The following is a 19,602-nucleotide window of genomic DNA, read 5'->3' as shown; positions in this document are numbered from 1 at the left end:
GCGTGTGGGCGGGTCGGATTACGAGGGCAATGTAGCACGCGGTAAGCGCCGTGCCGCGGCGTACCGCACCGGACGGGCGTCAGCGCAGCGCTTGGCCGTTGGCGGGTTGCTCGACGGGAAAGGCCGACTGCGCGACCTGCCGGAAATGCCGCCCGGCGGGACGCTCGGTCTCGGCGCAATAGGCCAGCGCCAAGCCGATCGACGCGGCACCCGGCATGTCGTCGACCGGAATGCACGCCAGCCGCTCGTTGGCGAAGCGGTGCATGATCGACGGCACCAGCGCGATGCCGAGCCCGCTTTCCACCAGCGCCATCACCGTCTGGATCTGCGTGGCGATCTGCGTGATGCGGGGCTGGAAGCCGCCCAGTTGGCAGGCCGCCATCGCCGCCGCGTGCAGTCCCGAGGCCTCCTCGCGGGCGTACATCACGAAGCGCTCGCCGGCGAGCTCGGACAGCGACAGCGACCGGTGCCCGGCGAGCGGATGATGGCGCGGCAGCGCCGCGACGAAGCGGTCGTGCTCCAGCGCAGCGAGCGTGATCCTGCCCGCCTGCAGCAGCGGGATGCGCACGAGGCCCACGTCCAGCGCCTCGTCTTCGAGCTGCTTGACGATCGAGGCCGAGGTGGCCTCCTTCAGCGTCAGCTCCACCGCGGGATACTCGGCGCGAAAGCGCGACACCAGTTGCGGCAGCAGGTGATAGGTCGTGGAACCCACGAAACCGATCCGCAGCGTTCCACCCGTGCCGCTGGCCGCGGCGTGCGCGGCCTCGCGGAAATGGCCGGCATGAAACAGGATGCGCCGCGCCTCGGCCAGCGCCGCGTGGCCGCTCGGCGTCAGCGTGACACCGCGCGTCTCGCGCACGAACAACTGCGTTTCCAGTTCCTGTTCCAGTTTCTGGATCGAAACGGTCAGCGCGGGCTGTGCGATATGCAGCCGTTCGGCGGCGCGGCGAAAGTTCAGCGTTTCCGCGAGAACGACAAAATGCCGGATACGTCGGAAATCCATGGGGCAGGGCGGCGCGCGGGCAGTGGCGAAGCCCACATCTTACCGATGGCCGACGCCGTGCCCCGCCGGTCAGCTTCGCGAGGCCGGTTTCCGTTTCTCGAGAAAGGCCGTTACCGCGCGCCGATGGTCTTCGGTCTGGTGGCACATCGCCTGGAAGGTCGCCGACATCTCGAGCAGCGTGTCGAGCCGCGTATGCATGCCCTCGCGCAACAGCCGTTTGGCGAGCCGCACCGCTTGCGGCGGATTGGCGGCGATCGCCTCGGCCAACCGCATCGCCGTCGGCAGCAGCTGATCGGCGGGCACCACCTGGGACACCAGGTTCCATTCCAGCGCCCGCGCGGCATCGATCGGCAGGCCGGTGAAGATCATCTCGGCGGCACGCGACAGGCCGATGACGCGCGGCAGCAGCCAGGCGCCGCCGTCGCCCGGAATGATGCCCAGCCGCACGAAGCTCTCGGCGAACTGCGCGCTCTCGGACGCAATGCGCAGATCGCACATGCAGGCGAGGTCCAGGCCCGCGCCCATCGCGGGCCCGTTGACCGCGGCGATCACCGGCACCTCCAGATTGAACAGCGCCAGCGGCAGCCGCTGGATGCCGCGCCGGTAGTCGCGCCGGATCTCCATGCCGGGCACCGTTCCAGAGGCTTGCCGCTCCATGTCGCGGATGTCGCCGCCGGTCGAGAAGACCGGACCGGCGCCGGTCAGGATCACCGCACGCACCGAGTCGTCGCCGTCGATCCGTTCGGCCGCTTGCACCAGCTCGGCTACCGCGGTGTTGCCGGTCAGCGGATTGCGGCGTGCCGGCTCGTTCAAGGTGAGGGTCACGATATGACCTTGCTGCGCGTAATCCAGGAACTGGCTCATGGTGGTCCTCGTTCGGTTGCTTGTCTGCCGCGGTGGTTGTTCGCGTGGCTATTGCTTCGGAATGCCGGCGCGCGTCGCCGCATCCGACCATTTGCGGATCTCCGCCAGCTGGAAGCGCCGCAGCTCGGCGGCATTGCCGGTAAACACATCCCAGTTGGTGCGGGCGAAGAACTCGGCGGTCTCCGGCGCGGCATTGATTTCCAGCAGCAGCTTCTCCAGTTTTTCAACCACCGGGCGCGGCGTCTTCGCGGGCGCGAAGGCCGCGGTCCAGTTGACCATGAAGTAGCCGGGAAACCCGCTCTCCTGCAGAGTAGGCGTATTCGGCTGCGTCGCCAGCCGTTTCTCGCTGGTCACCGCCAGCAGCCGCAGCTTGCCGCCCTGCAGCAGTGGCAGCACCGCGCCATAGTCTGCGAAGGCGAAATCGACCTGGCCCGCGGCAACATCGGTCAGCGCCGGCGCGGCGCCCTTGTAAGGGATGTGGTTAGCCTTGATCTGCCCCTGCGTCAGGAACAGTTCTGTCGCGATCTGATAGGACGCGCTGCCGGCGCCGTAATTCAGCTTGCCCGGCTGCTGGCGGGCATGCGCGACCAGTTCCGCCACCGTATGGAATGGCGAGGCCGGGTTGACGACCAAGGCCATCGCGCCCACGCCGAGCCGCGCGATCGGCGCCAATTCGCCGACCGGATCGTAGGGCAGCTGGCGAAACATCGCGACATTGGTCGCCACCGGGGAATTGCTCGCCAGCAGCAGCGTGTAACCGTCGGGCTCGGCGCGGGTGACGGTCTGCACGGCGATGAAGCTGTTTGCCGCCGGGCCGGTTCTCGACCACCACCGACTGGCCGGTCTTTTCCTCGAGCTTGCGCGCCACGTAGCGAGCGGTGGAATCAGTGCCGCTGCCGGGCGGAAACGACACGACGAGGCGGATCGGCTTGTTCGGATAGTCGGCTCGCGCCGGCGCGGCAAGGCTCAGGGAAAGCGCGGCGACGCAGAAGGTGGCGGCCAGCAGCCGGCCCGGGCGGGTCATCAGCATGTCTCTCTCCAGTCGGCGCCCCGTCATCGCGCGAGGCTTGTGCGCAAGGCTAAGAGCGGCGTTGGCAGCCTGTCCAATATGAATTCGGCGTGTGGCGATATACAAAACTTATCGGCGAGTGCCGTTGGTCGTCCCCGCGCAGGCGGACCCAGCGACTTTGATGTTCGAAAGAAGCGGAAAGCCACTGGGTCCCCGCATTCGCGGGGACGACGGAAGGGGATGCAGGCGAGAGCGATAAGCGCTGTGTATCGATCGATGCCGATTCGATATTGGACGCCCTGCGTACGCCTTCACTACGCTTGCCCCATTCGCAGCCCCAGGAGACCACCGGTGAAAGGCGCACTGGCACATATCAAGGTTCTCGACCTGACCCGCATCCTGGCCGGCCCGTGGGCAACGCAGAACCTGGCCGACATGGGCGCCGAAGTCATCAAGGTCGAACGTCCGCGCGTCGGCGACGATACCCGAGCCTGGGGCCCGCCGTTCCTGAAGGACGCGCAGGGCCGCGAAACCGCCGATTCCTCCTACTTCCTCAGCGCCAATCGCGGCAAGAAGTCCATCACCGTCGATCTGGCCGCGCCGGAGGGCCAGCAGATCATCCGCGAGCTGGCGCGCGAGGCCGATGTGGTGGTCGAGAACTACAAGGTCGGCACGCTGGCGCGCTACGGCCTCGGCTACGACGATCTGCGCGCGCTCAATCCGCGGCTGGTCTACTGCTCGATCACGGGCTTCGGCCAATCCGGTCCCTATGCCGCGCTGCCAGGCTACGACTTCGTGTTCCAGGGCATGGGCGGATTGATGAGCATCACCGGACTACCCGATGACGAGCCCGGCGGCGGGCCGATCAAGTCGGGCATCGCGATCACGGACCTGCTGACGGGCATGTACGCGAGCACCGCGATCCTGGCGGCGCTCGAGCATCGCAATGTCAGCGGCGAAGGGCAGTACATCGACATGGCGCTGCTCGACTGCGTGGTGACCATCAACTCCTACCAGGCGATCAACTACTTCCTGTCCGGCAAGGTCCCGCAGCGGATGGGCAATGCGCACTCGAACATGGTGCCCTACCAGGTGTTCCGCTGCCGCGAAGGGGACGTCATCGTCGCGGTGGGCAACGACGCGCAATACGCCGCGCTGTGCGAGGTGATCGGCCGCCCGGAGTTGGCGGCCGACCCGCGCTTCACCTCCGCCGGCCAGCGCAACCGCAACCGCGAAGCGCTGATCCCGCAGATCGCCGAAGCGATGCTGGCGCGCACGATGACCGAGTGGGTCGAGCGCATGGAAGCGGCCAACGTGCCGTGCGGGCCCATCTACGACATGGAGCAGGTCTTCGAGGACGAGCAGGTGCGCCATCGCGGCATGCAGCTGTCGCTGCCGCATGGGGCGGGCGTGCAGGCGCCGGGACTTGCCAATCCGATCCGGCTGTCGGCCACGCCGATCCAGTACGAGCGCGCCGCACCGACGCTGGGCGAGCATACCGAGACGGTGCTGCGCGACAAGCTCGGCTTCGACAAGGCACGGCTCGATGCATTGCGCGCCAAGGGCGTGATTTGACGCCGGATCGCTGGCCTGCGCACCACGCACGGAATGGAGCCGCCCATGCAGACCATCGCCTCGCTGGAGGAGTTGCGCTCGGCGGTTGGCGCGCCAGCTGCAGTCAGCGGCTATTTCACGCTGGATCAGCGCATCATCGATACGTTCGCCGACCTGACGCACGACCGGCAGTGGATCCATGTCGATCCGGTGCGTGCGGCCGCCGAATCGCCGTACGGTTGCACGATCGCCCATGGGGCTGCTGACGCTGTCGATGGTCACCGCGGCCTTCGGGCAGTGCTATCGCTTTCCCAATCGCAAGTTGTCGCTGAACTACGGCTTCGACCGCGTCCGTTTCACCGGCGCGGTGCCGGCGGGCTCGCGGCTACGCGGCAGCTTCGCGCTGCAGCGGGTCGAAGACGTGCGGCCGGGCGAAGTGCGCTGCTTCTGGCAGGCCGAGCTGCAGGTCGAGGGCGCCGACCGGCCGGCGATGGTGGCGACCTGGCTGATGCAGATGCGGTATTGACGCTATTCCACGTGCGAGCCGCGGAAACGACCGTGAACAGACCGAACATCGACCGCATCGGAGCCGATCGCAGTGTCCAGTCTTCTCGATAACTTCGTCCGTGCGGAACTGCCGTCCGAGGCCGAGTCCTTCCGTACCGAAGTCAAACGCTTCCTTGCCGAGCAATTGCCCGAGGCGCCTGCAGATCGCCGCGCGCGCGCGTGGATGGGCTTCGACGCGGACTTCAGCCGCCGGCTGGCGGCGCGCGGCTGGGTCGGCATCACGCTGCCGCCGGAATACGGTGGCGCCGGACTCGATCCGTTTCGCCGCTTCGTGCTGGTGGAGGAACTGCTGGCCGCCGGCGCGCCGGTCGCCGCGCACTGGATCGCCGATCGCCAGAGCGGGCCGTTGATCCTGCGCTACGGCACCGAGGCGCAGAAACGCCGCTACCTGCCGGCCATCTGCCGGGGCGAGAGCTTTTTCTGCATCGGCATGAGCGAGCCCAACTCGGGCTCGGATCTGGCGAGCGTGCGCAGCCGCGCGAGCCGCACGGGCGATGGATGGGTGTTGAACGGCCGGAAGATCTGGACCACCAATGCCCCGCACTGCCGGTACATGATCGCGCTGGTGCGGACCTCGGGCGTGCCGGAGGACAAGCAGAAGGGGCTGTCGCAGTTCATCGTCGACCTGTCGTTGCCAGGAGTCACCGTGCGGCCGATCGAGGATCTGACCGGCGACGCGCATTTTGCCGAGGTCGTGTTCGACGACGTGCGGCTGGACGGCGACGCGCTGATCGGCAACGAAGGCAGCGGCTGGCAACAGGTCAATGCCGAACTGGCCTTCGAGCGCAGCGGACCGGAACGGATCTATTCGAGCGTGGTGCTGCTGGATCTGTGGGCTGCGCGCCTGCGCCGCGATGGCGCCACGCCGGAACAGCAGGCGCTGTTGGGCCGATTCTGCTCGCAACTGGCCACGCTGCGGCAGATGTCGATCGCGGTGACCGCGAGCCTGGCGGCGGGGGAGAGCCCGGTAGCCGAGGCGGCGTTGGTCAAGGACCTGGGCACGACGCTGGAGCAGCAGATCCCGGCCGCGCTGGAGGCCGTCATCGCAGGCAATCCGCGCACCGTTGCCGATGCCGACCTGTATCGCACCGTCAGCTATCTGAGCCAGATCTCGCCGACGTTCTCGTTGCGCGGCGGCACGCGTGAAATCCTGCGCGGCATGATCGCCCGCAGCCTGGGACTGCGCTAGGCACGAGGCGGGAAGCGCAAGGGGAGAGCACCATGTTCGTCGAAGCGATCGAATCGATCCTGCAGGATGCCTGCACGCCTGCGGCGGTCCGCGCCGTCGAGGGCGGCGCCGACCCGAGGGGGCTGTGGGCCACGATCGAGGATGCCGGCTTTCTGGACCTGCTCGTGCCCGAGCAGAGCGGCGGTGCGGGCTTGACGCTGTCCGAACTCGCACCGGTGCTGATCGCCATGGGACGCCATCCGCTGCCCGTGCCGCTGGCGCAGTCGGTGGCCGCACGGGCGCTGCTGCGCCGGGCCGGGCTGGGGGTCCCGAACGGAATGATCACGCTGGCCCAGGCCGGCATGCGCGAAGCCGATGGCGGCGTGGTCTGCTCCGTGACGCCATACGGGGCGATCGCGGACCACATGGTGCTGGGCCTCGACGGCGAGCTGCTGTTGCTCGATGCGGGCGCCGCCAGCCGGGTTGCCACTGGCGTGCACCGCGACCAGGCCGCGACGCTGCGCTGGCCGGCGCAGGCGGTGCCCGAACCCGTGGCGGCGCCCGGCGCCGACGTCGGCGCATGGGGCGCGGCGCTGCATGCCGCGCTGATCGCTGGCGCCGCGCGCCGCGTGTTCGATCTGACGCTGCAGTATTGCAATGACCGGACCCAGTTCGGCCGCGCGATCGGCAAATTCCAGGCCGTACAGCACCAGCTCAGCGTGATGGCCGAATTGGTCGCCGCCTGCCATATCGCCGCGCAGATCGGGCTTTCTGACGATCGCGACCAGCCGGACCGCATCGCCGCCGCGATTGCGAAGGCTCGTACCAGCGAGGCCGCAGCCACGATCGCCGCCACCGCTCACGCGTTGCACGGCGCGATCGGCATTACCGAGGAGTACGATCTGCAGCTGCTGACGCGGCGCCTGCATCAATGGCGCATGGCCCACGGCTCGGAGGCGTTCTGGGAGCCGGTGGTCGGCGCGGCCTGCCTGGCGTCCGGCCAGGACACGGTGGTGGATTTCATTCGGATGACGATCGACGCGACGTAGCCTGTGTGGATGTGCCCGATGCGTGCCTTTTGGAAGGAGCCAGGACGAATCCGATAGACAGTGGACGGGGCGACGCGCTAGAGTATTAAAAGGTATTACCTTTTAATAAGGAGTTGCGATGGCTACGTCCATTAAGCTCGACGAAGTATTGAAGGAACGTATTCAGCACTTGGCTGCGCTCCGCCGGCGTTCCGCCCATTGGATCATGCGAGAAGCGATCCAGCAGTACGTCGAACGGGAAGAGGCCCGCGAAAGCTTCAGGCAGGAGGCAATGGCGTCGTGGGCCGCGTATCAGCAAACAGGGCGGCATCTCAGCGGCCAGGAAGTACGAACCTGGCTAAACACCTGGGGCACTGAAGATGAAAAGGCGAGCCCCAAGTGCCACGAGTAATCGTCACGGAAGGCGCCGTTATGGGTTTGGAGCGTTGTCGCGAATTTCTGATGGCGAATGCCCCGCATGTGTCCCGGCGTGCGGCTCAGGCAATCGAGCGACATCTGCTCCAGTTGGAAGCCATGCCGGAAATCGGACGACCCTTTCCCGAACAAGAGGAACTGCGGGAGTTGGTGATCGCGTTTGGCGACTCGGGCTATGTCGCACTGTATCGGCATGAGCCCGCCGATGACGCGATCTATGTCCTCGCGTTCCGGCATCAAAAGGAGGCGGGGTACTGACGGATGTCGGCACTCTATCCCTCGGCAACCTAGGCCGCTTCGAACAGCCGTTCTCTGCCGGCCAAGCCCGGTTTCTCCACCTGCATCGCCCGATACCCCGCCGCGAACACCAGCCGGCCCGCCGACCATGTGTGCGTGACCATCGCTTGCCCGGCCACGTCGGCGACCGCGATCACGTCCGCGCGCAGTCCCGGCGCCAGGCGGCCCCGATCGTGCAACAGGCAGGCGTCCGCCGGATTGGCGGTGACCAGCGCGGCCGCCTCGTTCAGCGGCAAGTCGGCCAGGCGTGCCGCGGCAAAGGCGGCGGCGATCAGCGTCGATGGCTGGTAGTCCGAACACAGGATGTGGCCGACGCCCGCCTGGATCGCGTCGATCGCGCGCATCGATCCGCTCTGGCTGCGGCCGCGCAGCACGTTCGGCGCACCGAAGATGGTCGGTAGCACGTGGGCGGCGGCCGCCTGCGCGGTGTCGAGGTTGATCGGAAACTCGCTCATGCGCACGCCGAGGGCCTGCATCGCGGCAATGCGCTGCGGGGAATCGTCGTCATGGCTGGCGGTCGGCACGCCGACTTCGTGCGCGCGGGACAGCAGCCGGCGGATCCGCTCGTGCGCACCGTCGCGCTGCTCGGCCTTCTTCGCGGCGGCGTCCGCGGCTTCCTCGCGGCTCATGCCATGGTTGCCGACCATGTAGGCAAGGTATGCGTCGAGGGTCTTGAACTGGCCCTGTCCCGGCGAATGGTCCATCACCGACAGCAGGTCGACCACGCCCTCGAGCATCAGCATCTCGAGCACCGGCACCGCGGCAGCGTCGGTCACTTCGTAGCGGCAATGGATTCGGTTATCGACCAGGCTGTGGTCGCGATATGCCGCCACGGTGCGCACCAGTTCGGCCGCCGTGTCGTTGTTGCGTACGCCGAACTGGTTATTGGCGAAGGACAGCGCATGGTAGGGCGTCGTGATGCCGGCCGCCGCGTTGCGCCGATCGACCTGTGCCACGGCGAAGTCCATCGGGAACAGCACGTTGGCGCGCGGTTCGACCTCCTTCTCGATCGCGTCGCAGTGGACGTCGATCAGGCCGGGCATCACCGTGTGTCCGCGCAGCGCCACGACGCTGGCCAGCGCGGGCACCGTGGATGGGTCGGGCTCGATGGCGGCGATGCGTCCATCCTCGATCAGCAGCGCGCTGTCTTGCAGTACGCGGTCGAGCAGTACCAGGGTGACGTGCGTCAGGTAAGTGGCGGACATGTCCGGCTCCGTGTCGGTTCAGGCTGGTGCGGGGTAGGGTGCAGGTAGGGTGCGGATAGGGGCGGCCGCAACGCGCATCACGCGGCCGCGGTCGCCGGCTGCAACGGCAACAAGCGCGTGGCGACCGCATCGCGGACCGCCTCGCCGTGAAAGATGCCGATCAGGCAGCGGCCCTCGGCCAGCGCCTCGCGGATCAGTTCGATCACCACGGTGCGGTTATCGGCGTCGAGCGAGGCGGTGGGCTCGTCCAGCAGCAGGATCGGGTGGCCGCCGATCATCCCGCGCGCGATGTTGACGCGCTGCTGTTCGCCGCCGGAAAACGTCGCCGGCGGCAAGTCCCACAACCGGCGCGGCAGGTTCAGGCGCTCCAGCAGCGCCGCAGCGCGCTCGCGTGCCACGTTGCGGTCGATGCCCCGCTGCTGCAGCGGCTCGGCCACGACGTCCAGTGCGCCGACACGCGGTATCGCGCGCAGGAACTGGCTGACATAGCCGATCACGTCGCGGCGCAGCTTCAGCACGCGTTGCTCGGGGGCATCCGTCAGCTCGACCCAGGGCGCGCCTTGCGCACTGGTATCGCGCAGCCGGATGCTGCCTTCGGTGGCCAGATAGTTGCCGTACAGGCATCGCAGCAAGGTGCTCTTGCCGGTGCCGGACCGGCCCGACAGCACCAGGCATTCGCCGCGCGCCGCGTCGAAATCGATCGACTGCAGCACCGGCAGCCGGATGCCGCCCTGGTTGTGCAAGGTAAACATCTTGCCGAGGCCGCGGACCTCGATCAGCGTCCGTGCGTGCTCGCCCTGCCGTGCTTGGTTCATGGTTCAACCCTGCAGAATGGAAGAGACCAGCAGCTGCGTATAGGGATGCTGCGGGTCGTCGAGAATCTGGTCGGTCAGGCCCTGCTCAACCACGCGGCCGCCCTGCATCACCAGCGTGCGGTGGGCCAGCAGCCGGGCGACGGCGAGGTCATGCGTGACCAGGATGGCGGCGAGGTCGAGGTCCGCTACCAGCCGGCGCAGCAGGTCGAGCAGGCGCGCCTGAACCGAGACGTCCAGAGAGGCGGTGGGTTCGTCCATGAAGACCAGGCGTGGATGCGTGACCAGGTTGCGGGCGATCTGCAGCCGCTGCTGCATGCCGCCGGAAAAGGCGTGCGGGGTGTCGTCCAGCCGCGCGAGGTCGATCTCCATTTTCTCCAGCCAGGCGCCGGCGATCTCGCGCAGCTCGCCGTAGTGGCGCTGTCCGACTGCCATCAGGCGCTCGGCGATATTGGCGCCGGCACTGACCTGCATGCGCAGGCCGTCGCGCGCGTGCTGGTGCACGAAGCCCCAGTCGGTACGGGCCAGCAGTCGCAGCCGGGCGCTCGACAGCGAGGCGAGGTCGGTCAGCCCGGATTCGCGCATGTCGTAGCTGACGCTGCCGCGCTGTGCCGGCGCCTGCATCGACAGCGCCTGCAGCAAGGTGCTCTTGCCCGAGCCGGATTCGCCGACGATGCACAGCACTTCGCCGGGATACAGATCGAAGCTGACGTCATGGCAGCCGTGGATGCCGTCCCAGGTGCGCGTCAGCTCGCGCACCGACAGCAATGGCGTCGCGTTCATCGCGCACCTCTTGCGGCGGGATCGATGGCGGGGTCAGCCTGCGCGGCCTGGCGGTCGGCGCAATACTCGGTATCCGAGCAGACGAACATCCGCGTACCGGCATCGTCGGTGATGATCTCGTCCAGATAGCTGTCGGTGGCGCCGCACTGCGCGCAGCAGCTGGACCACTTCTCGACCGTGAACGGATGATCCGCGAAGTCCAGGCTCTTGACCGAGGTGTACGGCGGCACCGCGTAGACGCGCTTCTCGCGGCCCGCGCCGAACAGCATCAGCGCCGGATTGCGGTGCAGCTTCGGGTTGTCGAACTTCGGGATCGGCGAGGGCCGCATCATGTAGCGCTGGTTGACGATGACCGGATAGTCGTAGGTCGTGGCGATATGGCCGTGGCGTGCGATGTCTTCGTAAAGCTTGACGTGCATCGCGCCGTATTCGGCCAGCGCATGCATCGTGCGTGTCTCGGTTTCGCTCGGTTCGAGCCAGCGCAGCGGCTCGGGAATCGGCACCTGGAGCACCATGGTCTGGCCTTCGCGCAGCGGTGTTTCAGGGATGCGATGGCGGGTCTGGATGATGCTGGCCTCGGTGGTGCGCTCCGTGGTCCGTACGCCGGTCACCCTGCCGAAGAAGCGGCGGATATTGATGGCGTTGGTGGTGTCGTCCGAGCCCTGATCGATGACCTTGAGCACGTCCCGCCGGCCGATGATGGCGGCGGTCACCTGGATGCCGCCGGTGCCCCAGCCATAGGGCAGCGGCATCTCGCGGCTGCCGAATGGAACCTGGTAACCGGGGATCGCCACCGCCTTCAGCAGCGCCCGGCGCAGCATGCGCTTGGTCGATTCGTCGAGGTAGCCGAAGTTGTAGTGCGCGTCCGGCGTGGCCCGTTCCGGGAGAGGTATTGCGATGGCGGCGGTCATGCGACGCTCTCCTCCTGCGGCTGGCATTTCAGCGCAGCTTGGCTGTCTGCGCAGGGCGATGGGGCGGCCGCCGGCGTGTCGGTGTCCGCTTCGCCTGCTTGCCGCTGTGCGCGCAGCCGGCGCAGCAGTTCGAGATTGGTCTGGAAGTCCACGTAGTGGGGCAGCTTCAGATGCTGGACGAAGCCGGAGGCCTCGACATTGTCGCTGTGGTACAGCACGAATTCGATGTCGTTGGCCGGGTTGTCCGCTGCCTCGCCGAGTTCCGCGGCGCGCATCGCCCGATCGACCAGCGCCATCGACATCGCCTTGCGCTCGTTGTAGCCGAACGCCAGCCCATAGCCGCGGGTAAAGCAGGGCGCTTCCTCGGCGTTGCCGGCGAAGTCGTTGATCATCTGGCATTCGGTCAGCTCGATCTCGCCGATCGTCACGGCGAAGCCCAGCTCTTCGACGAACAGCTCGACCTCCGCGGCGCCGTAGCGGATCTCCGCCGCGAACGGGTGCGAGTTGCCGTATCCGCGTTGGGTCGAATAGCCCATCGACAGCAGGAAGCCTTCGTCGGCCCGCGCGAGGTTCTGCAGCCGCGACGCGCGATCGGCCGGGAAGGTCAGCGGTTCGCGGGTCAGATCGGTCGGCGCGGGATCGCCCGGCGGAATCGGTTCGGCCTCGATCAGCTCGTCCGCCTGCAGCAGGTCGGTCACGCGCGGCATCGGCCGGACGTTGGTGCCCGGGTCCGTGGCCGGTGCGATGGCCGGGCGCGCAGCGCCTTCGGCCTCGAGCGTGAAGTCGAGCAGCCGCTGCGTATAGTCGTAGGTCGGCCCCAGGACCTGGCCGCCGGGTACGTCCTTGAACGTCGACGAAATCCGCCGGCGCAGCCGCATGGCGCCGGTATCGAGCGGCACCGTATAGCCGAAGCGCGCCAGCGTGGTGCGATAGGCCCGCAGCAGAAACACCGCCTCGATCTGGTCACCTGCCGCCTGCTTCAATGCCAGCGCGGCGAGATGCGGGTCGTACAGCGAACCCTCGGCCATCACGCGGGAAACGGCGAGCGGCATCTGCTCGCGGATCTGGGCCAGCGTCAGTTCCGGCACCGAGGGATCGCCGCGGCGATACGCGTCGACCATCCGGTACGAATTGAGGATGGCGCGTTCGCCGCCCTTGACTGCGACGTACATGTCAGTCCTCCACCAGTGTGGTGCGCGGTAGCGCGCAAATCCGCGCGCCGGCGGTCAGCAGCAGGTCCACGCCCAGCGGAAAGCCGGCATGGTTCGCTTGCCATTGGCGGCGGAAGTCTTCCGGCAAGCCGCCGACACGCAGCGTGCACGTGGTCTCGATGCCGGGGCCGCGCAGCGTCAGCGTGTCCCCTACGTCGAGCGAATCGGCCTCGACGATCAGCGTGGCCGAGCGGTCCGGAAAGGCGGGATCGCCCTGCGCGCAGCGGTGCAGCGCCGGCATGTCATGGCCGGCCGGTGCGCAGACGAACTGCGCGGCCGCGACCTCGTCGACCAGCGGGCAGCCGCAGTGAAAGCGCAGAAAACCGCCGATCGATGCGGCGACGTCGGCCGGCAGCCAGACCGGCGTATCGGGGTCGGCCAGCGTCAGCAGCAGCGCCGTCATCGCCGGCGACAGGCCGTCGGGCACGCCGCAATCGGCGCTCAGCGTTTCGATGCGGCCGGGATGCGAGATCGCCTGCAGCGTCGCGCGAAAGACCAGTTGCGCGTCGTCGACAGGATTGTCGAAGCCGGGCAGCAGCGACGCGGTAGTCTGGCCGGACATCGTATGCAAGGTCGGCATGTCAGTCGTCTCCGCGGGCCATCGTGAAGAACTCGACGCGGGTCTGCGCGGCGGTAGCGGCTTCGGTCGCGGCGCGTTCGGCCAGCGCGCGTGCCAGAGGCTCGACCACGATCTGCTGTACGCGGGCATGCCACTCGGGCCGCTGCAGCAGCGCATCGAGGACGGCCGCCTGTTCGGCATGGCGCGGGCAGCGGCCCATTGCATAGGCCACGCCGGCGACCGCTGGCTCTTCGGTGGACGCAGCGCTCGCTTCAGCTTCAAGTACCACCGCGCAGCGCGTGACCGTGAATTCGCCGAGATTGAACTGCGCGCCGGTGCCGCCGGTACGCGCGCGCACCATCGCCATGCCGGATTCCGGCTTGCGCAGCAGCCGGTAGGCCGGCAGCGGTGCCTGCTGGCCCAACTGCCGGTAGGCGCCGGTTAGCGCGTCGGTGTCCGCCAGCGCCAGAATCCGCAGCCATGCGGCCCGGGAAGCGTCGGCGGTATCGCCGATCTGGCCGCTTTCGCCGATCTTGCCTGTCATCGTCATCCCTATACGTCTATACGTTTAGATGTGAGCTGAAACAACACGGCGCTACTAGACCACGGCGGGATGACCGTTTGATGACGAGCCCGGATCGTGATCGGACACCGCGCACGAGGGCATGCGGCTCGGGCACAATCGCACGATGCGATTGCCGCTGAATGACAGCGAACAACGACCAGAGGAACAACAACGATGTCGGAACGAGAAGTCGAACGGGGTTCGGGTGTCGCGGTATGGCGCCAGATCGGGGAAGCGCTGGCCGACGACATCCGCAAGAAGCTGTACGGGCCGGGCGAGCAGCTACCGCCCGAGTCGGAGCTCGCGATGCGGTTTGCCGTCAATCGTCATACGGTGCGGCGTGCCATGAGCGAGCTCGAGCAGAGCGGCCTGGTGCGGATCGAGCAGGGGCGCGGCACCTTCGTGCAGGAGCATGCGATCGACTACGCGATCGCACGGCGTACCCGTTTCTCGCAGAACCTTGCGGCGCAAGGCATGCGCGGCCATACCGAAGTGGTCGGCAGCCAGGTCAGCCGTCTGCCCGAGGTCGCCCGGCATCTTGGCCTGGCGCGCACGGCGCCGGTGCTGCATGTGCAGATGGTGGGCAAGGCCGAGGGCCGTCCCATTGATGTGGCCGAGCACTATTTCGATTACCAGCGTTTCCCGCAGCTCGCGGACCTGCTGCGCGAGCAGCGCTCGATTTCGCGCGCCCTCGCGCAATGCGGCATCGCCGACTACACTCGCAAGTGGTCGCGGATCACGGCGGCGCTGCCTAGCGCGCCGGTGGCGCGGCTGCTGAACCAGCCCAAGACCAGGCCCGTACTGCAGGTCGAGGCGTTGAACATCGATATCGACGGCGCGCCGGTGCAGTACAGCGTCACGCGGTTTGCCGGCGACTGGGTTCAGCTGACCGTATCGGATAACGACTGAACCGCCGCGCGAGCCGATGGCATGCTGGTCGATTGGTCTAGACATCCGTCTGTCACCTTGCCGCGCTAGCCTGCCGATTGGACAAGCCCACGAACCTGACCATGCCGGCGCATCGATACGCCATATACCTTGCCCCCAACGAGCCGTTCCGGACCTTCGGCCAACACTGGCTCGGCCGCGACGCGGACACAGGTGCCGCGGTGCCCCTGCTTCCCGAAATGGCGGCCCGGCCGGCCGAGTGGGTCGGGGCGCCAGCCCATTACGGCCTGCACGCGACGCTGAAGCCGCCGTTCCGCTTGGCCGCAGGCGCAGCCCCCGCGATGCTGGACGAGGCCATGCGCCAGTTCGCGCGCGGTCGGCGGCCGTTCGAGGTTCCGTTGACACTGCGCGCGCTGCGCGGTTTTGTTGCGTGGTGCCTGGCGGATCGGCGCGAGGCCGTGGCACTGATGCATCAGCTTGCCGACGCCAGCGTGCGCGAACTGGACCGGTTCCGCGCGCCGCCGACGCCGGACGAGATCGCGCGGCGCAACCCCGAACGGCTGTCAGCGTTGGAACGGCAAATGCTGCTCGACTGGGGCTATCCCTATCTGTTCGAGACCTTTACCTTCCATATCACGCTGACCGGCATGCTGGACGCGGAGCGGCAGGCCGCGGCGCTGGCCCAGCTGTCGATGGCGGCCGGCGCGCTGCTGGACACTCCGCTTCACGTGGACAGCGTCAGCGTGTTCGTGCAGCCCGAGCCCGGCGCCGCGTTCGTCGCAGCGCGCCACTACGGCTTCGATGGGCAATCTCGCGATGGCGCCGGCGCGGCGTACCTGTCGGCATGAGCGCGGCAAATCATGGCGTGGATGGCGCCGGCCTGTTCTATCTGATGGGCCCATCGGGCAGCGGCAAGGACTCGCTGCTGCGGGCCCTGCACACGAGACACGGCAGCGATGATCGCCTGGTCGTCGCGCATCGCTATATCACGCGTCCGGCGGATGCCAACGAAGCGTCGGTCTCGCTGACCATCGAGGAATTCCAGCGCCGCGTCGCGCTGGGCTGCATGGCGATGCACTGGCAAAGCCATGGCCTGCACTACGGCATCGGTATCGAGATCGAGCAGTGGCTGGCACGGGGCATCAAGGTCGTCGTCAACGGCTCGCGTGAGTACCTGCCCCAAGCGGTGGCGCGCTATCCGAACCTGAGCGCGCTCCATGTACGGGTATCGCCGGAAGTGCTGGCCGCACGCTTGCGCCAGCGTGGCCGGGAATCGGAGGAGGCGATCGCACGGCGCCTGGCGCGTGCCACCGCTTCGTTCGATGTGCCGGCCGGTTGCCGGCTTGTCGAGATCGACAACAGCGGGGCGCTGCACTCGGCCGCCGAGGCGATGGCAAAGGCGATCGGCATGGCGCCGGCCATCAGGCCGGCGGGCGAAGCACGCTGATTGCCGAAGTCCGCTACGGAAGCGGTGCCGGCCGTCCTCAGACCAGCACCTTGCGGATCTGCGCCGACAGCACGTCGATCACCGTGACAAACGCGATGATCAGGATCATCACGGCGCAGGTCTGGGCGTACTGGAAGCTGCGAATGATTTCCCACAGCACAGTGCCGATGCCGCCCGCGCCGACGATGCCGACCACCGACGCCGAGCGGACATTCGACTCGAAGCGGTACAGCGCGAACGACAGCCACAGCGGCAGGACCTGCGGGATCACGCCGTAGACGATCTCTTCAAGCCTCCCCGCGCCGGTGGCACGCACGCCCTCGACGGGACGGGGATCGATGGCCTCGACCGCCTCGGCGAACAGCTTGGCCAGCACGCCGGTGGTGTGGATCCAGATCGCCAGCACGCCGGCGAACGGTCCCAGGCCGACGGCAACGATGAACAGCATCGCGAACACCATCTCGTTGATGGCGCGCGAAGCGTCCATCAGGCGCCGCGCCGGCTGGTAGACCCAGGCCGGCACGATATTGGCCGAACACAGCAGGCCCAGCGGCACCGCCACGGCGACCGCCAGTGCGGTGCCCCAGACCGCGATCTGCACGGTCACCAGCATCTCGTCGAGATAGTGGCGCCAGTCGCGGAAGTCCGGCGGAAAGAAGTCGGCGGCGAACTGCGCCATGTTGCCGGAGTCGCGCAGCAGGTCGAGCGGGCGCATGTCGGCGCCCTGCCAGGAAAGCGCCAGCATCGCGAGCACGATGGCCCAGACGAGCATGGCGGACAGGGAGGCGCGCGGCGGCCGGCCGTTGGCGTTCGGCGAAGGCAGGCCAGGCTTGGCGGTGGCGGTCATGAGGGCAATCCGTAGAAGGCAGGGGCAGGGCCGCCGCACATCGCGAGCCCTGCGTTAATTCTGATCACTGCGCGGTCACTGCGCGCTGACGGCCTTGTCGAGTTCGGCGAGGCGGCGCGACACGTCGGCCAGCCGCTTTTCCTTGTCGGCGGCGCCCAGCGTGCCGTCCGATTCGATGCGGGCTTTCTCCTTGGCCAGCTCGATCTGCCGGATCGGCACGAGCTGCGCATCGCTGGACGGGCGGAAGCCCTGGTAGGTCAGCGTGGCCAGCACCTGCTTCTCGCGCGCGGCATCGGCGCCCTTGCCGTAGTTGACGAAGAACGTCTGGATCTTCTTCTTCAGCTCGGCCGGCAGGTCCTTGCGGTACACCATCGGATCGGCCGGGATCAGCGGCGATTTCCACAGCACGCGCACCTGTTCGTACGGGTCCTTGCCGGTGTTGACGCGATAGCGCCCCAGGTTTTCGGTATTGTTCACCGCGACGTCGACCTGCTTGTTCAGCACCGACAGCAGATTGGCCTCGTGGTTGCCGATGCGCACCGCCTTGAACAGCGTCTTCGGCTCGACCTTGTTCGCCGCCCACAGGTAGTGGCCGGGAACCAGCGTGCCGGACGTCGAGTTCGGATCGCCGGCGCCGTACGACAGCTCCTTGCCGCGCTTGATCACGTCGTCGACCGACTTCAGGTCGCTGTCCTTGCTGACGATCAGCAACGACCAGTAGCCCGGGTTGCCGTCCTTGTCGATCACCGAGGCGAACACCTCGCCGTTGGCGCGATCGACCGCCTCCATCGCCGACTTGTTGCCGAACCAGGCGATCTGCACCTTGTTGAAGCGCATGCCTTCGATGATGCCGGCATAGTCCGATGCGAAGAACGGCTTGACCGGCACGCCCAGCGTCTTGCTCAGGTCGTCGATCAGCGGCTGCCAGGCGGTCTTCAGGTTCGACGAGGACTCGGTCGAGATGAAGCCGATGCTCAGCGGCCTGGAATCCTGCGCCAGGGCCGGGGTGGCGACGATGGTCGATGCGATCAGCGCGAAGAAGGTTCTGCGAAGCATGGTGGTCTCCGATGCGGAATTGGGGTGGGGAATGCGGTGCGGCAGCGAGAAGCAGCAGGATCAGGGAGGGTGCTCACGCGGCCGCGAGGTCCATCCTGACGGTGGCCGGTACCAGCGCGCCGTCGACTGGCGTTGCAATCCGGTCGGGCACCAGGTCATGCAGCAGCTCGTCCGCTTCGGTGCCGTAGAGATCGCGCAGCATGCCCTGCGTCAGCGCCTGCGACGGACCGTCGTAGACGACCTTGCCGTGGCGCAGCGCCACCACGCGCGGGCAGTAGCGCATCGCGATGTCGACCTGGTGCAGCGACACCACCACGGCCACCTTGTGCGTGCGATTGATCTGCGTCAGCAGCGACATCACGCGGCGCGACGATTCCGGATCGAGCGAGGCGATCGGCTCGTCGGCCAGGATCACGCGGGCGTTCTGCACCAGCGTCCGCGCGATCGCGGCGCGCTGCTGCTGGCCGCCCGACAACGTCGAAGCACGTTGAAACGCATAGTCGTCTATACCAACTTGCGCGAGCGCATCGAGCCCGGCGCGCAGTTCATCGGCCTTGAAATAGCGAAGCAGGCCACGCCATTTCGGGATGCGGCTCAGCATGCCGATCATCACGTTGGTGATCACCGGCAGACGTCCGACCAGATTGAATTGCTGGAACACGAAGCCGATGTCGGCGCGGGCCTTGCGCACGTTGGCAGCCAATCGGCCATCGCGCTGGACAGCGCGGCCATGTACCAGGATCTCGCCACTGTCGGCGGCCACGAAGCCTGCCACATGGCGCAGCAGCGTGGATTTGCCGGAGCCGGAGGCCCCCAGCAGCGCCACCATTTCGCCGGGCGCCACCTGCAGCGTCACGTCGTCGAGGGCCTTGCGGTCGGCCCGGAACGACTTGCTGACGCCGCGCACTTCGATTGCATGGGTCATGTCGACTCCCTTGCTGAATGACCGGGGCATTCTGGAGCGAGGGAATGACAGAGGGATGACGCCGGTGAGGCGTTTATGTGCAACGACCGCCGGAAGTCGTCGGTTGCCTCAGCGGCGGACCAGCCAGATCACGACGGAGACGATCAGCGAAATCAGCAGGCAGGTCGCGATCGGGAAATGGAAGCTGAATCCATCGCGAACGATATGGATGTCACCGGGCAGGCGCCCGAACGGCAGACGCGACACCCATGGCCACAACAGACCCACGGCCACGAGGATCAACCCAGCGATGACGAGAACGCGTTGCATGACGGCGAGCAGCAGATCGGACGGATGAATTGGACCAGACGGTATGGGTGGAGCTTACGCTCGCCAGCCGACGTACCGGGGCCCGGTATTCGGTGTCGCTTAAATCTCATCTTAAAAATCTGAAAAAGACGGGGCTTCGCGTCCGTGTCGTAACAATTA

The 19,602-nt window shown here is 67.3% G+C and carries 21 protein-coding genes and 2 pseudogenes; 9 read left to right on the top strand and 14 right to left on the bottom strand.

Annotated features, from left to right (window positions below; all coding sequences use genetic code 11):
- Positions 1-79: 79 nt before the first annotated feature.
- The 3 genes and pseudogenes from M1D55_RS05460 to M1D55_RS05450 all read right to left on the bottom strand — a co-directional run bounded on the left by M1D55_RS05460 (position 80) and on the right by M1D55_RS05450 (position 2,897).
- Complete coding sequence (locus M1D55_RS05460; protein ID WP_456280322.1) at positions 80-1,003, bottom strand: LysR substrate-binding domain-containing protein; 924 nt, start codon at positions 1,001-1,003, stop codon at positions 80-82.
- 69 nt (positions 1,004-1,072) lie between these two features.
- Complete coding sequence (locus M1D55_RS05455) at positions 1,073-1,867, bottom strand: crotonase/enoyl-CoA hydratase family protein (RefSeq protein ID WP_456280321.1); 795 nt, start codon at positions 1,865-1,867, stop codon at positions 1,073-1,075.
- Positions 1,868-1,915: 48 nt separating this feature from the next.
- Positions 1,916-2,897, bottom strand: a pseudogene (locus M1D55_RS05450) (Bug family tripartite tricarboxylate transporter substrate binding protein).
- 330 nt (positions 2,898-3,227) lie between these two features.
- Between M1D55_RS05450 and M1D55_RS05445 the strand changes: the two are divergent.
- From M1D55_RS05445 to M1D55_RS05420, 6 genes and pseudogenes are all read left to right on the top strand, one after another.
- Complete coding sequence (locus M1D55_RS05445; RefSeq protein ID WP_006576360.1) at positions 3,228-4,451, top strand: CaiB/BaiF CoA transferase family protein; 1,224 nt, start codon at positions 3,228-3,230, stop codon at positions 4,449-4,451.
- 45 nt (positions 4,452-4,496) lie between these two features.
- Positions 4,497-4,956: pseudogene (locus tag M1D55_RS05440) on the top strand (MaoC family dehydratase).
- Positions 4,957-5,028: 72 nt separating this feature from the next.
- The gene (locus tag M1D55_RS05435) at positions 5,029-6,186 is read left to right on the top strand and encodes an acyl-CoA dehydrogenase family protein (RefSeq protein WP_456280320.1); all 1,158 of its coding nucleotides are present in this window, start codon (positions 5,029-5,031) and stop codon (positions 6,184-6,186) included.
- Between the two features lie 32 nt (positions 6,187-6,218).
- Positions 6,219-7,214 (top strand): acyl-CoA dehydrogenase family protein, encoded by a 996-nt coding sequence (locus M1D55_RS05430; protein WP_456280319.1) that lies wholly within the window; start codon positions 6,219-6,221, stop codon positions 7,212-7,214.
- 118 nt (positions 7,215-7,332) lie between these two features.
- The gene (locus tag M1D55_RS05425; protein WP_456280318.1) at positions 7,333-7,605 is read left to right on the top strand and encodes a CopG family ribbon-helix-helix protein; all 273 of its coding nucleotides are present in this window, start codon (positions 7,333-7,335) and stop codon (positions 7,603-7,605) included.
- A complete protein-coding gene (locus M1D55_RS05420; RefSeq protein ID WP_456280317.1) occupies positions 7,593-7,886 on the top strand; it encodes a type II toxin-antitoxin system RelE/ParE family toxin in 294 nt (97 codons plus the stop codon). Before M1D55_RS05425 ends, M1D55_RS05420 begins: the two co-directional genes overlap by 13 nt.
- A gap of 29 nt (positions 7,887-7,915) precedes the next feature.
- On the opposite strand, the gene M1D55_RS05415 is transcribed toward M1D55_RS05420, so the two are convergent.
- The 7 genes from M1D55_RS05415 to phnG form a co-directional block, all read right to left on the bottom strand.
- On the bottom strand, positions 7,916-9,130 hold the full coding sequence (locus tag M1D55_RS05415) for an alpha-D-ribose 1-methylphosphonate 5-triphosphate diphosphatase (RefSeq protein WP_456280316.1): 1,215 nt from the start codon (positions 9,128-9,130) through the stop codon (positions 7,916-7,918).
- A gap of 77 nt (positions 9,131-9,207) precedes the next feature.
- Positions 9,208-9,945 (bottom strand): phosphonate C-P lyase system protein PhnL, encoded by a 738-nt coding sequence (gene phnL / locus M1D55_RS05410; RefSeq protein WP_456280315.1) that lies wholly within the window; start codon positions 9,943-9,945, stop codon positions 9,208-9,210.
- Between the two features lie 3 nt (positions 9,946-9,948).
- Positions 9,949-10,725 carry a phosphonate C-P lyase system protein PhnK gene (gene phnK / locus M1D55_RS05405; RefSeq protein WP_456280314.1) on the bottom strand — a complete coding sequence of 259 codons (777 nt, stop codon included), beginning with the start codon at positions 10,723-10,725 and terminating at the stop codon, positions 9,949-9,951.
- Complete coding sequence (locus tag M1D55_RS05400; RefSeq protein ID WP_456280313.1) at positions 10,722-11,636, bottom strand: alpha-D-ribose 1-methylphosphonate 5-phosphate C-P-lyase PhnJ; 915 nt, start codon at positions 11,634-11,636, stop codon at positions 10,722-10,724. The genes phnK and M1D55_RS05400 overlap by 4 nt, the downstream gene beginning before the upstream one ends.
- Positions 11,633-12,808 (bottom strand): carbon-phosphorus lyase complex subunit PhnI, encoded by a 1,176-nt coding sequence (locus tag M1D55_RS05395; RefSeq protein WP_456280312.1) that lies wholly within the window; start codon positions 12,806-12,808, stop codon positions 11,633-11,635. The genes M1D55_RS05400 and M1D55_RS05395 overlap by 4 nt, the downstream gene beginning before the upstream one ends.
- 1 nt (position 12,809) lies before the next feature.
- A complete protein-coding gene (phnH, locus tag M1D55_RS05390) occupies positions 12,810-13,427 on the bottom strand; it encodes a phosphonate C-P lyase system protein PhnH (protein ID WP_456280311.1) in 618 nt (205 codons plus the stop codon).
- 1 nt (position 13,428) lies between these two features.
- Positions 13,429-13,956, bottom strand: a complete 528-nt coding sequence (phnG, locus tag M1D55_RS05385) for a phosphonate C-P lyase system protein PhnG (protein ID WP_456280310.1) — start codon at positions 13,954-13,956, stop codon at positions 13,429-13,431.
- A 189-nt stretch (positions 13,957-14,145) separates the two neighbouring features.
- Between phnG and phnF the strand changes: the two genes are divergently transcribed.
- The 3 genes from phnF (at position 14,146) to phnN (ending at position 16,306) form a co-directional block, all read left to right on the top strand.
- On the top strand, positions 14,146-14,880 hold the full coding sequence (gene phnF, locus M1D55_RS05380; RefSeq protein WP_456280309.1) for a phosphonate metabolism transcriptional regulator PhnF: 735 nt from the start codon (positions 14,146-14,148) through the stop codon (positions 14,878-14,880).
- A 95-nt stretch (positions 14,881-14,975) separates the two neighbouring features.
- Positions 14,976-15,707, top strand: a complete 732-nt coding sequence (locus tag M1D55_RS05375) for a DUF1045 domain-containing protein (RefSeq protein WP_456281308.1) — start codon at positions 14,976-14,978, stop codon at positions 15,705-15,707.
- The gene (gene phnN / locus M1D55_RS05370) at positions 15,704-16,306 is read left to right on the top strand and encodes a phosphonate metabolism protein/1,5-bisphosphokinase (PRPP-forming) PhnN (protein ID WP_456280308.1); all 603 of its coding nucleotides are present in this window, start codon (positions 15,704-15,706) and stop codon (positions 16,304-16,306) included. The genes M1D55_RS05375 and phnN overlap by 4 nt, the downstream gene beginning before the upstream one ends.
- Before the next feature lie 37 nt (positions 16,307-16,343).
- Here phnN and phnE read toward each other — a convergent pair whose 3' ends face one another.
- From phnE to M1D55_RS05350, 4 genes are all read right to left on the bottom strand, one after another.
- Positions 16,344-17,153, bottom strand: coding sequence for a phosphonate ABC transporter, permease protein PhnE (phnE, locus tag M1D55_RS05365; protein WP_456280307.1), 810 nt, complete (start codon positions 17,151-17,153; stop codon positions 16,344-16,346).
- A gap of 75 nt (positions 17,154-17,228) precedes the next feature.
- On the bottom strand, positions 17,229-18,209 hold the full coding sequence (phnD, locus tag M1D55_RS05360) for a phosphonate ABC transporter substrate-binding protein (protein WP_456280306.1): 981 nt from the start codon (positions 18,207-18,209) through the stop codon (positions 17,229-17,231).
- A 73-nt stretch (positions 18,210-18,282) separates the two neighbouring features.
- Positions 18,283-19,134 carry a phosphonate ABC transporter ATP-binding protein gene (gene phnC, locus M1D55_RS05355; RefSeq protein ID WP_456280305.1) on the bottom strand — a complete coding sequence of 284 codons (852 nt, stop codon included), beginning with the start codon at positions 19,132-19,134 and terminating at the stop codon, positions 18,283-18,285.
- Between the two features lie 108 nt (positions 19,135-19,242).
- Positions 19,243-19,443 carry a DUF2905 domain-containing protein gene (locus M1D55_RS05350; protein WP_023264972.1) on the bottom strand — a complete coding sequence of 67 codons (201 nt, stop codon included), beginning with the start codon at positions 19,441-19,443 and terminating at the stop codon, positions 19,243-19,245.
- Between the last annotated feature and the right edge of the window lie 159 nt (positions 19,444-19,602).

It is taken from the genome of Cupriavidus sp. JZ107 (assembly GCF_053903255.1).
This window is presented reverse-complemented; position numbering and strand designations above follow the sequence as displayed.